This is a genomic window from Pseudoalteromonas sp. S408 (genome assembly GCF_005886645.1).
In the GTDB taxonomy this organism is placed as follows: Bacteria; Pseudomonadota; Gammaproteobacteria; order Enterobacterales; family Alteromonadaceae; genus Pseudoalteromonas.
On record NZ_PNDY01000005.1, the window covers coordinates 122,851 to 140,991 of the forward strand.

Genomic DNA, 18,141 nt, shown 5'->3' on the forward strand with positions numbered 1-18,141 from the left:
ACTATGTAAATCTTTGTTAGGAATACAACTATGGCTTACTGGCTGTTTAAAACCGAACCCGATGCCTTTTCAATTGACGACCTAAAACACGCAACTAACCAAACAACAATGTGGGAAGGTATAAGAAATTACCAAGCCCGAAACTTTTTGCGTGATGATGTTAAAGAAGGCGATTTAGTGATGATTTATCATTCGAGCTGTAAAAACGTAGGCGTCGCGGGTATAGCAAAGGTAACAAGTTCAGCCTATCCAGACCCTACTCAATTTGACCTAAATAGCGATTATTATGACCCTAAAGCCACCAGCGATACCCCGCGCTGGGTAGTGGTTAACGTAACCTACCACCAACATTTGAATAAAATTGTGAGCTTAAAATCAATAAAAGCAAACAACAGCATTACTGAGCTAGCACTAAAAAAAGCAGGAAGATTATCTGTTATGCCCGTAACAGAGCATGATTGGAATGAAATTATAAAAATGGCCAAATAGTAAGGGTCGCGTTGCGCTTATTTTTTTACTGCTTTTTTCTTTTTGTGCCCGTGCTTGGGCACAATTGCAAAATACATAATAAGTCCTAACCACGAAAAAAAGATGATGCCGATGAGCCAACCGTTTTTTTCGTGGCCTTGCGTACGTTTACTGTTCAGTACAATGACTACAGGTAAAATGTACGCACTTAAAATAACAATTAAAAATATAACTTCATTCATTATTTTTCCAAGCTTGACCAATCAACTTCGCCGCTCAATACGCGCTCAACAGAAATATAGTGAAGAATATCCCCTTCATTCACTTTATAATCCAAAGGTGGATTTAAGTCCATATTTTGAGCACTCAAGTTATGTGCTACACCTAATAAAATAGCGTCGTGCTGCTTTTTAAAATGATGAAATAAAGTGCCAAACTCCATTTCCTTACAACCACTGGGGACTTTTAAGCTAAATTGTGTATCACCATGTAATGTAGAAAGCAGCTCTTCTTGTACTCGACTAGAACCGGGATCTTGCATAGAACGAACTAATATTTCAGCCGACTTAGCGCTGCTACATTCTATATTTTGACAATGTTCAAGTAACATATCGACTTTAGTTTCATCTAAAAAATGAGCACTAATATGGCACTCATCTTTTACTAAGCGGCTAATACGCAGCGCAGTAGTGAATGTTTGGTCGTCGTCTTGCCCATCAATAATTACTTTATCGGCATGCCTGATTGCTACACGCTCCAGCTCAGCTAAATCAGTAAAGCTAGAAAGACGCGCAAAATCAACCTGCTCATTTGCTAAAAACGGATGTTCCATTTGCTCTGTTACCGCGAGTAAAATACGACGTTCAGTGCGTTTTGTATCCGCCAAAATGTAATCAATCATTTTTTTAGTTCTGGTATCGTGCCAACCAAAAATAATGATGTGGTTATTACTGTGAGCAAAATCTTTATCACCAGTCATAGCGTGCCTAATTAAGTAAGTAACAGTTTGTCCTGCTTTTCCAAGCAAAACACCAAATAAAGCTAAACCAAACGGAATTTGTATTAAAGCAACCACCCACCGACCAAGCTCTGTTGTCGGGCTAAAATCACCATACCCTACTGTTGAGGTTGTCACTGTGTAATAGTAAAAAAAAGTGGTTATAGAGGTTAATGCCTGTTCATTAGCAACATACAGTAGCAACCAGGTTACGAGCATATGAGTTAAAATTGCAAAGGTCACTGCTTGCCAGCTCAATTGATCAATATGAGCGCGCACAAGTAACGCTAACCTTTTAAATATCACCGGCATAATACAAAATCTTTGTTATTAAATTATCTATAAACAGTACGTTACTGTATGCCTTAGTTTTAATCAACGTTTAAGGTATAGACAGTATAAAACTGTCCCCTGTAATACTAATTGTGATTTGCACATAACCACATTTCGTGATTAATTAATCTACAAACAAACACTAAACTGTATTTTTATGCTTAATAGAATAGCCACCCCATTTACAAAACTGGTTGAGCGTTACCTACCCGACCCATTTATATTTGTAATTTTGCTTACACTTATTACATTTTGCGCTGCCAGTATATTTACACCTTTCACCAGTATTAATGTACTGCAAGCATGGGGCAATGGATTTTGGAACCTATTAAGCTTTGCTATGCAAATGCTGCTTGTACTTATTACAGGCTACATGCTGGCAAGTACACCTCCCATTAGCAAAGTATTAGAGAAACTAGCAACCTTAGCCAATACCGCGCCTAAAGCAATTATATTGGTTACCTTGATTTCACTTTTAGCGAGCTGGCTAAACTGGGGATTTGGCCTTGTTATTGGTGCGTTGTTTGCCAAAGCTATTGCAAAACATACCCGTGTTGATTATCGATTATTAGTAGCTAGTGCCTATACTGGCTTTGTTGTATGGCATGGCGGTCTTGCAGGCTCAATCCCGCTAACCATTGCAACACCAGGACACTTTTCACAGGCAAGTATGGGTATTGTTAGTACAGATCAAACCTTATTTGCAGGCTTTAATATTGCCATTCTGATTGGTTTATTTATTATCGTCCCATTAGTAAACCGCTACATGTTACCCAGTGAAAACGACAGTATTTATATTGATCCAAACCTATTGAACACCAGTACACCTGCAGCAAGTAATGTAACGCGTCCTGCACAACATTTAGAGCAAAGTAAACTACTAGGTATGAGCATTGGCTTAATGGGACTTGCCTACTTAGGCTATTACTTTTTTATTTTTGGTGGTGGCTTAAACCTCAATAGTGTAATTGCCCTGTTTTTATTTTTAGCTATTACGCTACATCAAACTCCTCACAATGTGCTTAATAGCTTACAACAAGCAATTCCTAGTGGTGCGGGTATTGTTATTCAGTTTCCGTTTTATGCTGGCATTATGGCGGTGATGGTCGATACAGGGTTAGCACAACAAATATCACAAGGCTTTATTGCCATTGCAGATGCTGATAGCTTGCCATTTTACAGCTTTATAAGTGCAGGACTCGTTAATATGTTTGTGCCCTCAGGTGGCGGCCAATGGGCAGTACAAGCACCTATTGTTATACCCGCAGCGCAAGAGCTGGGCGCCGATATATCACGCGTTGCTATGGCTGTAGCGTGGGGCGATGCGTGGACCAATTTAATTCAACCCTTTTGGGCTTTACCGGTATTAGCCATTGCAGGTTTAAAAGCAAAAGATATTATGGGGTTTTGTGTAGTACAGCTATTTGTAACGGGGGTATTTATTGCGTTGATGCTAAGTTTTTATCCGTAGTATTTTGGTAATAAATACGCGCGATTTTATATCGCGCTTGCTAGCTGCAAACCAAAAAAACTAAGCAAGAAAATAAAGTTAACTGGTAAGTCATTTAATACCACCAAATAATGTCACCTAGTGCTAATAAATTACAGATCATGTGAGCGATAATGCAATACCACAGATTACCCGATAAATGACGAAGTAGTCCCACCAAGCAAGAAAATACAAACAGAGAAATAAAAATTTCAACTTGATCATACTGCCCATGTATCAATGTAAACACGATACTTGGGATAATAATTGCGCCAATAGCTCCCAAGGCGGTTTTTTTCAGCCTATAGAATGCCACTCCTCGAAAAACTACTTCCTCATATATAGGCCCAATAAATCCTACTGCTAAAAGCAGCATAATTTTATCTAAAAGCGAGTTTGTTTGTGCTTCAACTTCTAACATAAAGTCTGGTACGGCGATTTCCATAAAACCAAAAAGCCATTGTTCCAGTAAAACGTAAGCCGCTGTTAATAGCACTGTAATGATTAAAGGAAACAGAGCCATTTTTTTATTGCTAAGCGCCCAATAACGTCGCCTTTATTTTGCGCATCAAGAGTAGACTTTAAAAATAGCAGCGTAAGTACAGCAGTGAGGAAGGTAGATATAAAAACTAAGCCAGGATTCGAATCTAGTTGCTCTAAATGTGTAAGGTCATTTAAAAATAATGCCCCACCACCCGATAAAAAAATAATCAAGTATGAGACCATTGGGAGCGCCAGTGAAAAAAAAGGCCAACCAATAAAGCGTGAACAATAAATATTCCCCTGTGCTTTGATTTACTTTTTGTTTTATCGCATCATCCATAATTTTATCAGCTCACGGTTTATTGTTATTTTTTATTCCCAAGGATATTACCCTATCAATTACCCCATTAAGAAACAAACAAAAACTAATATTTTGCTATCGCCACACAAGCTAAAATAAATACAGTTAGTTTTATTTAGAGTGGTTGGGGAAGGGTTATTACCCCCTGCTAAACACCCACTTTGCTGAGCGTCAGCTTTCTTTCTAAACAACAAATGCACACAAACCTTAAAAAGCAACGTGCAAAAAAACCGCATGGTGAGCGAGCTTTGAGCTACCATGCGGTTTTTTATTGTTAGCTCGATAAAATCGTCATAGGTAAACTAAGTATTGGATTGTCAGAGTCTGCAAAATGCATCATCATTGCCACATGGCCTGCAACGACCAGTGCATACATAACCGCTGAAAAGCCTTGGCCGTATTTATCAAGCGGCAATAAATGGGAGTAATGTCGGCCGCGCCATTCAAATACAATTTCCAGTGCGCCCACAAACAAAAAGAACACCAGTAACATCAAGCCAAATGTATAACTAAGCCATAAGCCAAAAAACACACCCAGCAAGCATACACTTAGTCCAATCCATGAGCGCATAGAAAAGCTGATACTCTTTAATACATGCCCACCATCTAGCGGTAAAATAGGCAGTAAGTTAAATAAGTTAAGTAGTGCGCTTAATACCGCAACACCGGCAAATATGTCCATCTCTGTGGCGTAATAAAGCACCACACCTAACACTGAGGTAAACAAACCAAATGCAAGGCCCATGAGCGATATCACCACATCTTGCCAGCGGGTTGTTATTTTATCGTCACTGACAGCTAACCCACCTACAAATGGGATTAAGTAAATACCTTTGGTTTTTATACCAAAGTACTTCATTGCTCTTACGTGCCCATACTCATGCACTACTAAACACGTTATAAGCATCAGCGCAAATTCAATACTAAATAGCCAGGCATACCCAGCAACAGATGCACCCGCCAGCGCAGCCTTTACTACTTTTGCACTTTTAAATAATTTAAAGCCAAGCGCCGCGAGCCCTAAAAACCCTCTTTTAGGTTCGCCATTAACTGGGGCTGGTAAAGCGAGCTGAGTAGCAAATTGCTCGTCTACAAATAACGAAATACTTTGCTCAGCAGTTGTGCTGGTATCTATACCTATTAATTTATCTTGAAAATTAAATTGATAGTAATGTTCTCGAGGAGTATCAAACGCAATAGCTTGCTGGTTATGAAATACTTGTACTATTTGCTGCCCAGAAACCATCAATGAAAATGGCTGGTCAGCCAAGGTGAGATCTATCCTTATCATAATTAAAGCCATTTAAAATAATCGCGCTAGTATACCGTTTGGCTAAAAAAACACGAGGGCAGGCGTTAACTATTGTATTAAGTTTAAGCACCTAGCAATAGCTAACGCTGCAAGTAAAGGGCTATTTTTCTTCTTTAGGGTGTTCATCTTCTGCACTAACAATATGCGCACTGCTGGCTAAACGTTTACGCCAGCGCTGTTTTGCTACTGCACGCATATTGGTTGATTGGTCGCGCTCGTCGACTATTTCTAAGCCCATTAGTGCTTCAATCATATCCTCAAGCGTTACAATGCCACGCACTTCTCCGTATTCATCCACGACTAAACATATGTGCGTACGCTGCGTTAGTAGTGTTTGCAATAATGACGATACGTTTTGAGATGTGGGTACTGTATAGATTGGTTTGATCAGCTTACTAATTTTATAATCGGTCCCTAAGCGATGATAGGCCAACATAATATCGTTTTTATGCGCAAATCCGACAATGTCGTCAGCATCTTTATCAAAGATTAATACACGGGAAAACGATGACGAACCATGCTCATTTAAATATTGGTTTACTGTTAAGTCTTTATGTACTTTAAATATAACCGTGCGCGGCGTCATTAAGTCAGACAATTTTGCGTGTCTAAAATGTAAAAGATTACGAATAATTTCAGACTCATCTTCGTGCAAAGCACCCGACTCAGTGCCAATATCTGCCATGGCTTCTATTTCTTGGCGAATATAATAAGCCTCGTCGTGTTTTGGCCCCATTAGGTTTGTTAACTTTTGCGCACACCATACAAAGGGCTTTAGCGAAATCACCAAAAACCGTAAAGAGTAGGTAACACTTGGCGTTAAGGCACGCCAATAATTAGCACCCAGTGTTTTTGGAATAATTTCAGAAAGAACTAATACCAGTAAAGTCATTATTGCTGAGGCAATTCCTACTGCAGCATCAGAAAAAACCACAGCAGCTTGCGCCCCCACACCCGCCGCACCTGCGGTATGTGCAATGGTATTTAAGGTTAAAATAGCTGCTAATGGCTGATCTATATTATTTTTTAGTTTTTCAAGTTGCTTAGCAAGCTCAGGTTGCTCTTTTCTCAGTGATGCAACATAGCTTGGCGAAATACTTAATAGCACCGCCTCCATCACAGAGCACAAAAACGAAATAACAATGGCCACAACCATATAAACAATCAGTAAAGTCACTTTCTCTCCTTTATATTGGATGGATGAGCATGTTAACAATACATGCTATATTTGACCAAACATCCAATAATAACAGGCACAATAATGAAATTTAATGCACCTTGGTGTTATCGCAACAAGCGACTTAAACGAGCCTTAGGCTTATTAGCGTTTAGCAGTTTAAGCTTTGCAACAATTGCTGAACCATTGGACAAATCAAAGATTCAATTTATCGGCCCTATTGCCGAAGATATGCAATTAAAACCTTTTCAAACGCCTCATGGCTCAGCCATTATCAACAACCTTTTGCCACAATTACAAGCAAACTCAGATAGTTTTTCTATTTTCGGTAAAAAACAAAGCTGGCAACCATTCAATAAAGTAAGCGCACTCACCCTTGGCGGACTTCAAGCGCTGAAGTTTAATATAGAAACAACGCGTTTTACACAAGGCACTCTGACTTTAAAGGGGATTGAAGAGGGGCAATTATTTATTAATAGTGAGCTTCAAAAAGGTGATAAAAACAGTTATAAGCTTGCCTTAACTAACTCCACTCACAGCGTTATTATTTTGGCGCAACAAGTCGCAAACTGGAATGATGTGGTTATCGATTTCATCCCTAAAAGTGACACTGATAAAATTACGCTAAATACATCAAACATAAAGCGCTTATCGGCAAAGCAATTATTTGATGCACCTACCCTCAGTAATATATCTCTAGCGCCCAACGCTGAGCAATACATAACCACTAAACGCACTTATGACGATAAGAATCAAAATAAAGCCAACTTGGTTACCCAGTTAAAAAATACAGACAACTTGACTGTATATCGATTTGAAGATGGACAACCAAGTAACATTATTTGGAGCCCAGATAATCAGTACTTAGTGTACTTGTTAAATGGTGAGCTAAAACAGCTTAATCGTAAAAGCTTAGCTATTAAAACACTGGCAAGCGACTTAGCCGGCGCGAGTGGTTTCACTTTTTTTAACGACACTAGCATCGTATTTAGCTGGTCTAAATCACCAGAAAACAGTCACAACTTAACCAAGCATTACAAAGGCCTTCAAGATCGTTGGTCATATGCGCGCACCACCAGCCAACTTTATATGCTTGATACTAAAAGTGGCTTAACAAAAACGCTTAGCCAAGGCCCGCTTTCTCATAGCTTTGAAGATTTAAATAGTGCGCGTGGAAAAGTATTAATGAGCCGTTCGGTTATGGCTATGCAAGCGTCTACTCACCCTGAGACAGAGCTCGTTGAGCTGGATATAAAATCAAACAAACTTTTGTCACTTGGTAAATTTAATACATTTAACCAAGCAAAATACGCAAACAAAGACGTGTATGTTGTTGCAGGTCCCGACTTTAAAAATGGCGCTGGCAGAGCGCTGCCAAAGTCAATGCTTGCCAATAATTACGACGGACAGCTTTACCTGTTAACTAACAACGGTAAAAATGTCACTGCGCTCAGTAAACAATTCGACCCATCGATTGGTCAGCTAAGCGTGTTAGAAAACGGCGATGCGGTACTTAAAGTGACCGAAAAAGACACTCAACCACTGTATTTATTTGACCTAAGTAAGCAGCGCTTTAAAAAGTTAAATACCAGTGTAGATATTGTAGAAAAATTTAGCGTTTCATACGGGCGTAATTCACAAGTATTAATCACTGGCACAAGTGCTTTAGCGCCCCAACAACTAAAACGCCTTAATATTAGTAAAAACAAAACCGATCTTATTTGGGATTCAAAACCAATTGCTTATGCCAATACAACAATCCCCACCCTTGAAGAATTTAACTTTACTAATAAAAGTGGTGTTGAAATAACCGGCCGTGTTTATGTGCCAAGTAACCTAGATAAAACTAAAAAGTACCCTGCTCTTGTTTATTATTACGGTGGTACATCACCTGTTACTCGTGGCTTTACCGGCCGTTACCCATTTAACTTATGGGCAGAAAACGGCTATGTGGTTTATGTAGTACAACCTACCGGTGCAACGGGCTTTGGACAAAAATTCTCAGCGCAACATGTTAATGCATGGGGTGATTACACCGCCGACGATATTATTGAAGGGACACAGGCATTTTTAAAAAAATACTACTATGTAGATAATACCAAAGTTGGTAATTTAGGGGCCTCTTATGGTGGCTTTATGACTATGTTATTGGCTACAAAAACCGATTTATTTAGCGCTTCTATTTCCCATGCCGGTATTTCAAACTTAACCTCTTATTGGGGCGAAGGATGGTGGGGCTACTTATATTCTGGTGAGGCATCTAAAAACAGCTTCCCATGGAATAACGCTGAGCTTTATAGCCAACATAGTCCGGTATTTCATGCTGATAAAGTAACCTCTCCACTGTTACTTATTCATGGTGATAGCGATACTAACGTACCGGTAGGCGAGAGTTTAACAATGTACACTGCACTTAAACTACTAAATAAAGACGTAGAGCTTATTGAGTATAAAGGCGCAGACCATCAAATTTTTGCTCGCGATAAACGCTTTAACTGGTGGAATACTATGCTGGCTTATTTTGATAAAAAACTAAAAGATGAGCCACAGTGGTGGGATTCAATGTACGAAGGTAAATAATTTAATCCGGTATTTTATAACGCTATGAAAAGCGCCCTCAAATATAAGGGCGCTTTTTAATTTTTTATAATTATTTTAATATTTTTGAAATATTAAGTTACTTAAAACTAGCATGTAACCCCTTCTCAGCATTTACCTAATGGTGCTACCATACAGAGCTACAAACATTTAAAATAAAGTACTATGGCTATTAATGTTTTATTGGTTGAAGACGACGAAATACTCGTTAAACGCATTCAAAATCACTTTGCAGAAACCGAATTTACAATAGAAGTAGACTCAACTGGCGCTGATGCACTAAGCATCGTAAAGCAGCGGTCAAACCTGCGCGATGCTTTTACACTTGCCATTATAGATATTGTTTTGCCTAAAATTGATGGGCTACAGCTTGCCAAAGAGCTCAATACCCTAACAGACATTGGTGTTATTGTGCTATCTAGCCGTGATTCCCAAGCAGATCGCATAGCAGGCCTTGCCCAAGGTGCAGACGATTATATTTGTAAACCTGTCGATTTACTTGAGCTTGAACTACGCATGCGTGCTTTATATAAACGCGTTGCCGTTAATATAGATAGCGACGAAAGTGAAGAGTTTATTGAATACGCCGACTTTAAATTACACCCCGATAATCGCACCCTAATTACCTCATCTGGTGTTGAATCACGTTTAACTGAAGCTGAGCACAAAGTACTTATTTGTTTAATAAGTAATGCAGGTAAAGCCACTTCACGTGAAAAAATATCTGAAGAAATAGGACAGCCAGATTGGAGCCCTAACGATCGTACAGTCGATGTTCTTATTGGTCGACTGCGTAAAAAGCTAAACGATGAAAAAGATCAAAAGCGTATTGTCACAGTGCGTGGCAAAGGCTACATGCTCTCTATATAGTTGTTAAAAAGCGGTTTAAGCTATTTATACTCAACTTTGGTTACTTGGTGAGTTGAGCAATTAAGCGTTCAAAGGCTCTGTAATTTAATGCCTCTTTTAAGTCGTCTAAGCTAATTTTTTCATTCCCTTTTAAATCACTAATCGTACGCGCTACTTTAATGACCCTATGGTAAGAGCGCGGCGATAAAGACAGCTTTTCACTGGCCTTCGCCAAAAACTGCAGCTCTGCTGAAGCAAGCTCACAGTGAATACTCATTTCTTTATTATTAAGCCGCGCATTTACTTTGCCTTGGCGTTTTAACTGTATGTAATAAGCTGCTTCTACCCGCGCACGCACCTGTGCACTGGTTTCTTCTCGTTTAGTGCTTTGCAGTTCTACGCTTGTTAACCGTGGTAGTTCTATTTGCAAATCAATACGGTCAACAAATGGGCCTGATACACGAGATAAATAACGTATAACTTGATCGGGTGTTGCTCGTTTATCGGTGTGGCTTCCCGTAGGACTTGGGTTTAACGCTGTAATGAGCTGAAACTGCGCAGGGAACTCCATTTGCCGCGCCGCACGCGAAATAGTTACCGTACCGGTTTCCATTGGCTCACGCAGGGAGTCGAGCACTTTGCGCTCAAACTCTGGAAGTTCATCTAAAAATAATACCCCATTATGCGCTAGCGAAATTTCACCCGGCTTAGGATTTGATGAGCCTCCCACTAATGCAACCGCCGAGCAGGTATGATGAGGATTACGAAAAGGGCGTTGCCGCCAGTTTGTTAAATCGATTGAATGACCAATAATTGAATAAAGTGCGGCAGTTGAAAGCGCTTCATCATCAGACATAGCCGGCATTATTGTGGCCATTCGTTGAGCAAGCATTGATTTACCGGTTCCCGGTGGACCTAAAAATAGCAGGTTGTGCCCACCTGCAGCGGCTATTTCTAATACACGTTTAGCGCCAGGCTGGCCTTTTACATCGCTCAAATCAAGTAAAAAGTCAGGTGCCTGCGTGCAATCTGGGTATTCTATATTTAACGGCAACGGCTGCTGGTTTAGTAAATCCCCCCATACCTCTTGGATTGAGCTTACCGCTTTACGTTTTACACCATTTACAAGACTTGCCAAGCTATCATTAGCTATGGGTAAAAAGCAGCAGCGGTTTTGTTCCTTAGCAGCAAGCACAGAAGGTAAAATAGCATTTACTCCACGTACCTCACCGTTGAGTGCAAGTTCACCGTAAAACTCATATTTATGAATATCAGGGCACACTATTTGCCCTGATGCCACTAAAATACCTACGGCAATAGCAAGGTCAAACCGACCACCATCTTTGGGTAAGTCGGCGGGAGCTAACTTAAAAACATGTAATTTATGGTATTTTTTATATTATTGATTCAGTTACAATATGTAAAACTTACTTGGGGATTGAATTTTGGCAATTATTGCATATTGTAGGGTGTCTTCATCGAGGCAATTAGAAGGCTTATCGATGAGCTTGCAGAATGATAAAAAGCTATTAGAAGAAATTGCTCAGAAATTTAATACGACATTATCGGATAGAATTTATTCCGATAGTGGATTCTCTGCATACCACGGGAAAAACCTAAAAAACGAACTAGGAAACTTAATATCTGACATTGATGAATTAAGGATTAAGCCGAATGATATAATAGTTATGAGACATTTAGATCGCTTAAGTCGACAAAACATCGCTGATGCTATGGAGATTTTCACTAAAATTTTAACCTCTGGGGTCAAAATATACACAACGATGGACTGTCGTCTTTATGAACGCCATGGAGATAATGGTAAATTATCATTCGTATTAGCCTCTTTATCTTTCTCACTGGCAAATGAAGAGTCTGTAAAAAAATCTTTTTTAGTTAACAGCCATGCTATTAATAGAATAAAACAATTTGATAGAGGAGAGAGAGGTGAAAATAATGCACCATATAACATCGGTGTAGGAGGTGTGCCCTTTCACGTAAAAATTATTAATAAAACAGTAACAGCTCATCCAACAAACTTTTCAATCTTACAAGAACTAATAAAGTTTGCATTAAAAGGCAACGGCTTAAGCAAGTGTTTAGAGTTTTTGTCTCAAAGGAATATAGCGCTGACTTCAGCAGGTCTTCGTAATTTACTAAAATCCCACTCTCTTTATGGTCGATTAGTCGTGAAAATAAAAGACCTTGATGCAATAGCTAAAGTTAGAGAAGAAACAAATGTAGAAAAGTATATTAGTAAAAAATATGAGCGGAATAACTTCTACCCTGCGGCCTGTAATGAAGATGAATGGTATCAATTGCAGTCCTTATTTAGAGGAAATGTAGATCAAAGCTATTGCAGAAAAGAATATACTCTTTTGTCAGGAATGAAGAAGCTTCATTGCGGGTGTGGAAGTAGTATGACTGTAATCCGTACAAATGCTAAAGGGGCAACTTACTACGCTTGTATTAACGCTAAATGTAATAACTTAGAAAAAATATACACTATTGATAAGATAGTAATCAGTCATCTTGCTGCTTACTTTAGAGGCAATAATTTTAAGATTGATAATCCAAAAGAGCTTACAATTTTAAAAGAAAAGTTAAAGTCTAAGTTAGAAGAATTTAATGAGAAGCAACTTTTCTTCTATAACAATCATCTCTTCTACAACAAAGAAATAGAGGTGGATATGTATAGTAGAAAAGAAGAAATTGATAATCTAGAAGCTAAAATTAAAGAGATTCAGTATAAAAGTTCTAAATTAATATTTGGGGCAGATTTTTTTGATAAGAAAAACTATAACGAGGAGTATATCGATAAAATTATCAGCGAAAGCTCTGAGAATAAAAGAGTATTACAAAAAAAATTATCAACTCTTATAGAGGATATCATTGTACATAAAGATGGGCTTATCGAAATTATAAAAAGTGCTGGTGGTGTTGATTTCTTTTATATACCTGAACAAGTTAAAAAGACAGGTAGACGCCTTGGAGTTCAACTTATGGCCTTGAAAGATAAGCAAGCCCCATATGCTGATTTAAAAGAAGATACTGTTTTTGGTAAAATAGCATTTTCAATTGATGAAATAAGAAGCAAAGCATACTTATCTACAAAACTAGAGCATATTGATCCAACTTTATTGAAATTGTATTCTGAAGATTCAACTAAAGAAACTGCACTTGAGTCATTTCAAAGTTATATTAAAAATAGACTAATAAAGCGAAACTTTTTGATTTACCGGAAAAAGAATATATTAGCTGAGGGTGTTTCAGAAAAAAGGTGGCAAACACATAAAACGAAAGCAAAGAAGCACTTTATTAAACTAGGCCTTGCTCAAGAACTTGAATATATAACTGCTAAAGGTAATCACTCTAAGCTAACTATAATTTCCGAAAAGAGCTTTGAAACGATTAAAGATGAGTTAATAAATGAGCTTTGTGCTCAGGCTATTTACTTAAAGTAACACTTATATTACAATATATGCAGTGTTAGAAAACACAAAAATTTATTTAATTCCCCCTCTACTTGTAGTCGGGGAATTTTTTCGTTCAAAAAAAATACTCTTTAAGGAGAGTCTATAGGTAAAAAAATGATTAAACTAACAAAGACAGAAAAAACTATTCAACTGCTATGTGGCACAGTTGGTTCAGGTAAAACAACCTTAGTACTTGAGAAATCAATAGATCTATTATTAAATGGGGCTAACGTAGTAATTGCCGTACATAGCATTGCAACTATGGAAGAAAAAAAAGAAGAGCTAAAAAATTTAATTAAGTTACATACTACATCTGATAAAAAAGAGCTTCTCGACAATATATACACGGTTAAATCTGACCTTAATAGCAGTTATGTATCAGAATCATTTAAGGCAGTAGTTAAAGAGAAAAATCATAATCACATCGGTAAATGTATCTTTGTTTGCTCAGCATCCCTTATTAAATTTAACTTTGAGGAAATGAACAACAAAAAAGATATATTATTCATTGATGACGAATCTAATAGCTTCAAAGCAGATCTATTAGCTTCAGCAAGAGGTTTTGAGATCGACCGTATTTTAAAATGCTTTAAATACGTAAAATCTAACGAGACTGAGCATGGGGCGGTATTTTCCTTATTAAAAGTAAATCCAGCTTTCAATAGTGCTGTAAATACAAATAGATATGAGCTTCTAAATATTTTTAATCCACTTATTTTGAAAATAAAGAAATGTATAAATAAGGGGACGTCCGCTGATATTCAACTTATTGCACTAAAAGGGAAGGTTAGAGATTCTTACGATCTTTATCTAACTACTTTATTAAGTCCAAAGATAGCTGATAGCTTTGCTTCAGTAGTATGGATAGGTGATGAAGTTGATAACAATCTAAATGTACAGCTATGGAAAAAGAGCGGTATCAAATTTAAACGTAACATAGTTAAAAATCATAGATATAATTTTTCTAATCGCGATATCTCATTTTTTTCTATTGGAGGAAGCACGAGAGTTGGAACGACTAAGTTTACTACCAATGATGCGATTAAAAACGACTTAGCTGCGATTATTGTAAAAAAATTTAAAAATCAGCACAAGAACTGTTTAGTCTCTCTTAATACTAAGAATAAAGCTTCTACACTTACTAATAAATTGGAAAAGCATTTTAACCTAAACATATTAAGTACCATAACTAAAGGTTCAAACAAATATACTGAGAACACTCTAATAATATGTGCTGGGTCTAATAGACCTAATGATCATATTCTCAAACTAAATGAATTAATTTATGGTTTAACTACGGAGGAACAACTAGCCCAATCTGAGTACAATAACTATTTTCAGACAGCGATTAGAGGATCTTTGCGAGATACAAACAATAATAGTAAGGCTGTTATTATTTTTCCTGATGACAAAGTAGCGCATTATGTACAGAAACGCTTTAAAGATGAGTTCAATATTTTTATAGAAGTAGAGGCTTTGTGTGCAGAGCTAACAAGCAAAATATTTAATAAAAAACCTGGAAGAAAAGTCAGAATCGTGAAAAAAGACGGCTCATCATTAAGTGTTAATGAAAGACAGAGGCTTAAAAGGCGACGTGCTGATTTTGGTAAAGAAAAAATAAAATCACTAATTGATAAGATAGATGGTGGTATTAATGAATTCTTATTGTTGAACAAAAAACAAACGATGGTTATGCTTAAAGATTTTGATCAAAACTAATTATTCATTTGTGACATATTTATCATTAATACTATTTTTATTAGTTACTACAAGCTTTCTACGAAAGCGTTGTGATTTCATGGAATGAAATTAAATTACTCATAATATTAGTGCTGCGCACCACTTCATCAACAAGTTGATTCGTATAAAAATGTCACAAATTACCCAATAACTAATCATTCATTTGTGACATATTTATTATTAATACTATTTTTATTAGTTACTACAAGCTTTCTACGAAAGCGCTGTGATTTCATGGAATGAAATTAAACTACTCACAATATTAGTGCTGCGCACCACTTCATCAACAAGTTGATTCGAAAATCTAACTTTAGTTTAAAAATAAATTTTTGTTCGCAAGATCTTCTAGTAAATATTTATAGTGCTTAACTAATCTAGATTCAGTATAACCATTAGCTTGCTTCCACCATCTATACCCTATAGAACAACCTGCACACGCTTCGACTTGACCATTTACAGGTTTAGAATATAAATATACTTTAGTTTTCGAATCAGGGGTTTCTTGCCATACCCAAATATACAAATGAGATGAAAAGTTAGTTGTAATAACTCTATCTTTATATGTTGTTGATGAACCATTAATTAAGTTCGTACCAGAAAATCCAAAGAATGACTCTACATTAGGCACTGATACTGTAGTGTTGAAATTACCCTGTGGTACTTCTACTTTTAAAAACCAACTATCAGCAACATCACTTTTTATAATGTCAAAAAAGCCGCACTGCGGAGAAACTCCATATTTAGAGAAAACTTTCCCTCTATTTAACCCTTTATAAATCGAAAAATCATTCTGTTGATAGGCCAAAAACTCAGTTTTAAAAACATCATTTTGAGCGTTTAAACATGCTTTATAATCAGCTGATTTCCTGTTGAAAAAATCTAATTTTTCTCTTTCTAACACCATATTGTTCTGAGCACGAAATGAATCACTTAGGGCAAAAATCAATGTTTTTGGGTCTATATCAAGCTCTATTATTGCATCATCAACACTCATATGAGCTAGATTAGAGTATTTAAAGTCAACCTTCTCGAAGTTATTGCTTTGACAACCAGATAAAAAAATAGAAAAAATTAATAATGTTATTCGCATGAATGTCCTTTTCAAATAAAAATTACTTTTAGATTGGTTTATATACACACTTAAATTATAAACCTTAAAGTTTTTTAATTGAATAGATATTCCGTAAATATAGACTTAATCATAATATTCCTGATTTTACCATTTTTGAAACTTTTGCAACTGTAGCTCGACTACAATCTGCATCTTTAATAATACTAGACCATGATTTTCCGTCTTTTAACATAGAAGAAATAATTGACCACTTTTTTTTATCAGGTCTTCGCCCTAAGTAAATACCATTTTCTTTGGCTTTTTTAATACCCTGAGCCTGTCTTTTCTTTCTTGTTTCATACTCATCATGCGCCATAGCCGCTGCTAAATTAAGCATAAATTCGCTCAAAACTTTCCCTATATAACTTTCAGCTTCACAATCTGAAAAAACCCTATGCGTTGTAGGCTGATCTAATACAACTATATTAATTTCTCTATTTTGAAATTCAGTTTCAAGATTCTTCCACTGCTCGTAAGGAAGTCTTGTTAATCTATCCATTTTTTCAATGAGAATAATATCTCCTTTGTTACTATCTTCAAGTAAGCGCCATATTTCAGGCCTATCTATAGATGCCCCTGATGCATTCTCAACATAAAAACCCGCAATTTTATAGCCTTGCTCATCTGCGAACTTAATAAGCTCCTCTCGGCCTCTTAGAGCATCTTGCTGAACGGTACTCGCTCTTAAATATGCACGAATAAACATAAATATAACTTCCAGTCTGTTTTAAGTGGTCTTATATTATAGGTCTGTTTTAAGTTTGTAAACACCACTTAACAGACCAAATTTAAAAGGTCTATTTGAGGTATGCTTTAACAGACTGCATTATTAATGCTTATAAATATTGGTTTAATAATGAGTATCGGTAATAAAAATGAAAAGAAATAGAAAAAGTTTTCGACTAACAGATCTAGCAGTCCAAGGACTTCAATTCATAATTTCTAAGGACAGTAATTCGAATAGCACAATAAACAAACTTCTAGAGTCAGTTACAGATAAAATAATTTACCTATCCCACGAGGATTTAGCTTTTTTAAAATACGGGAAAGAGCCTTCCTATTGCCCTATAACCTATTACTCACATCTTATATATCAAGACATAAAAGAAGCTCAGATGAAATTAAGCTTATCTACAGGGAATTAAAATGAAAGTAAAAAGTTATAAACGATTCAGAGAGTTCCGAGAGAAATTAATATACCTAAAAAGGTTAGAGAGGGAGTTAGATACTTCAGATACAAGGAGTACTTTCCTTAATCTTCAGAACCAAATAAAGACACTTAAGAAAGTCATATTCCATCAACCATATAACCATGTTAGATAATGAATTATTAGCTTACCGAAGTATCTTGATTTATCACATCCTTGATACAGGGCTGACAAATAAGGCCTTGTTTTTTAATAATTTAAATTACTTATACTCTTTTAGTAGTAAACACTTTACACATATATAGAACTTAACCATTCTTGTGCTTCACTCAGCCGCTAAGGAGAACTAATACTATCTAACTCACTGGTAACACTAACTGTGGTTTTATGAGTTGTGGTAAAGCAGCCCTAACTAAAAGGAATATAGTTATGGGTATTGAACTATTAGTAAATGTCTATCTACAGCTAACATTAAACCTAGATTCAATTACTCGGATTATCTCTAAAATGACATATGAAGATGTCAAAAATATCTGTATAGGTATAGGTATAGGTATAGGTATAGGTATAGGTATAGGTATAGGTATAGGTATAGTTAA

The 18,141-nt window shown here is 36.6% G+C and carries 14 protein-coding genes and 1 pseudogene; 6 read left to right on the top strand and 9 right to left on the bottom strand.

All coding sequences use genetic code 11. The features are described from left to right. Window positions 1-30: 30 nt before the first annotated feature. Window positions 31-489: an EVE domain-containing protein gene (locus CWB62_RS06200; protein ID WP_138527363.1), complete on the top strand. Its 459-nt coding sequence runs from the start codon at window positions 31-33 to the stop codon at window positions 487-489. Window positions 490-506: 17 nt separating this feature from the next. Here the strand turns inward: CWB62_RS06200 and CWB62_RS06205 are convergent, their stop codons facing one another. After that, a complete protein-coding gene (locus CWB62_RS06205) occupies window positions 507-710 on the bottom strand; it encodes a PLDc N-terminal domain-containing protein (protein WP_006791365.1) in 204 nt (67 codons plus the stop codon). Further along, entirely contained in the window at window positions 710-1,777 is a 1,068-nt protein-coding gene (locus CWB62_RS06210) for a potassium channel family protein (RefSeq protein WP_058405911.1), read from the bottom strand. Before CWB62_RS06210 ends, CWB62_RS06205 begins: the two co-directional genes overlap by 1 nt. Before the next feature lie 178 nt (window positions 1,778-1,955). On the opposite strand from CWB62_RS06210, the gene CWB62_RS06215 reads away from it, so the two are divergent. Next, the gene (locus tag CWB62_RS06215; protein WP_138527364.1) at window positions 1,956-3,269 is read left to right on the top strand and encodes a short-chain fatty acid transporter; all 1,314 of its coding nucleotides are present in this window, start codon (window positions 1,956-1,958) and stop codon (window positions 3,267-3,269) included. Window positions 3,270-3,363: 94 nt separating this feature from the next. Here CWB62_RS06215 and CWB62_RS18830 read toward each other — a convergent pair whose 3' ends face one another. The 4 genes from CWB62_RS18830 to CWB62_RS06230 form a co-directional block, all read right to left on the bottom strand. Continuing rightward, window positions 3,364-3,810, bottom strand: a complete 447-nt coding sequence (locus tag CWB62_RS18830) for a CPBP family intramembrane glutamic endopeptidase (RefSeq protein WP_249310636.1) — start codon at window positions 3,808-3,810, stop codon at window positions 3,364-3,366. Beyond that, the gene (locus tag CWB62_RS18835; protein ID WP_249310639.1) at window positions 3,792-4,013 is read right to left on the bottom strand and encodes a hypothetical protein; all 222 of its coding nucleotides are present in this window, start codon (window positions 4,011-4,013) and stop codon (window positions 3,792-3,794) included. The genes CWB62_RS18830 and CWB62_RS18835 overlap by 19 nt, the downstream gene beginning before the upstream one ends. A gap of 392 nt (window positions 4,014-4,405) precedes the next feature. Further along, window positions 4,406-5,422 (bottom strand): metalloprotease, encoded by a 1,017-nt coding sequence (locus CWB62_RS06225; RefSeq protein ID WP_138527365.1) that lies wholly within the window; start codon window positions 5,420-5,422, stop codon window positions 4,406-4,408. A 121-nt stretch (window positions 5,423-5,543) separates the two neighbouring features. After that, window positions 5,544-6,620: a hemolysin family protein gene (locus CWB62_RS06230; protein ID WP_138527366.1), complete on the bottom strand. Its 1,077-nt coding sequence runs from the start codon at window positions 6,618-6,620 to the stop codon at window positions 5,544-5,546. A gap of 84 nt (window positions 6,621-6,704) precedes the next feature. Here CWB62_RS06230 and CWB62_RS06235 point away from each other — a divergent pair, with 84 nt between their 5' ends. Beyond that, window positions 6,705-9,200 (top strand): alpha/beta hydrolase family protein, encoded by a 2,496-nt coding sequence (locus CWB62_RS06235; protein WP_138527367.1) that lies wholly within the window; start codon window positions 6,705-6,707, stop codon window positions 9,198-9,200. 183 nt (window positions 9,201-9,383) lie between these two features. Next, the gene (locus CWB62_RS06240) at window positions 9,384-10,088 is read left to right on the top strand and encodes a response regulator transcription factor (RefSeq protein WP_058405906.1); all 705 of its coding nucleotides are present in this window, start codon (window positions 9,384-9,386) and stop codon (window positions 10,086-10,088) included. Between the two features lie 40 nt (window positions 10,089-10,128). Here the strand turns inward: CWB62_RS06240 and CWB62_RS06245 are convergent. Further along, a pseudogene (locus CWB62_RS06245) lies at window positions 10,129-11,433 on the bottom strand (YifB family Mg chelatase-like AAA ATPase); the annotation flags it as partial. 79 nt (window positions 11,434-11,512) lie between these two features. Here CWB62_RS06245 and CWB62_RS06250 point away from each other — a divergent pair. After that, window positions 11,513-13,531, top strand: a complete 2,019-nt coding sequence (locus CWB62_RS06250) for a recombinase family protein (RefSeq protein ID WP_171034586.1) — start codon at window positions 11,513-11,515, stop codon at window positions 13,529-13,531. Between the two features lie 126 nt (window positions 13,532-13,657). Continuing rightward, complete coding sequence (locus CWB62_RS06255; RefSeq protein ID WP_138527369.1) at window positions 13,658-15,262, top strand: DEAD/DEAH box helicase family protein; 1,605 nt, start codon at window positions 13,658-13,660, stop codon at window positions 15,260-15,262. Window positions 15,263-15,593: 331 nt separating this feature from the next. Here CWB62_RS06255 and CWB62_RS06260 read toward each other — a convergent pair whose 3' ends face one another. After that, complete coding sequence (locus CWB62_RS06260; protein ID WP_138531063.1) at window positions 15,594-16,373, bottom strand: hypothetical protein; 780 nt, start codon at window positions 16,371-16,373, stop codon at window positions 15,594-15,596. 109 nt (window positions 16,374-16,482) lie between these two features. Next, window positions 16,483-17,100, bottom strand: coding sequence for a recombinase family protein (locus CWB62_RS06265; protein WP_138531065.1), 618 nt, complete (start codon window positions 17,098-17,100; stop codon window positions 16,483-16,485). Window positions 17,101-18,141: the final 1,041 nt, after the last annotated feature.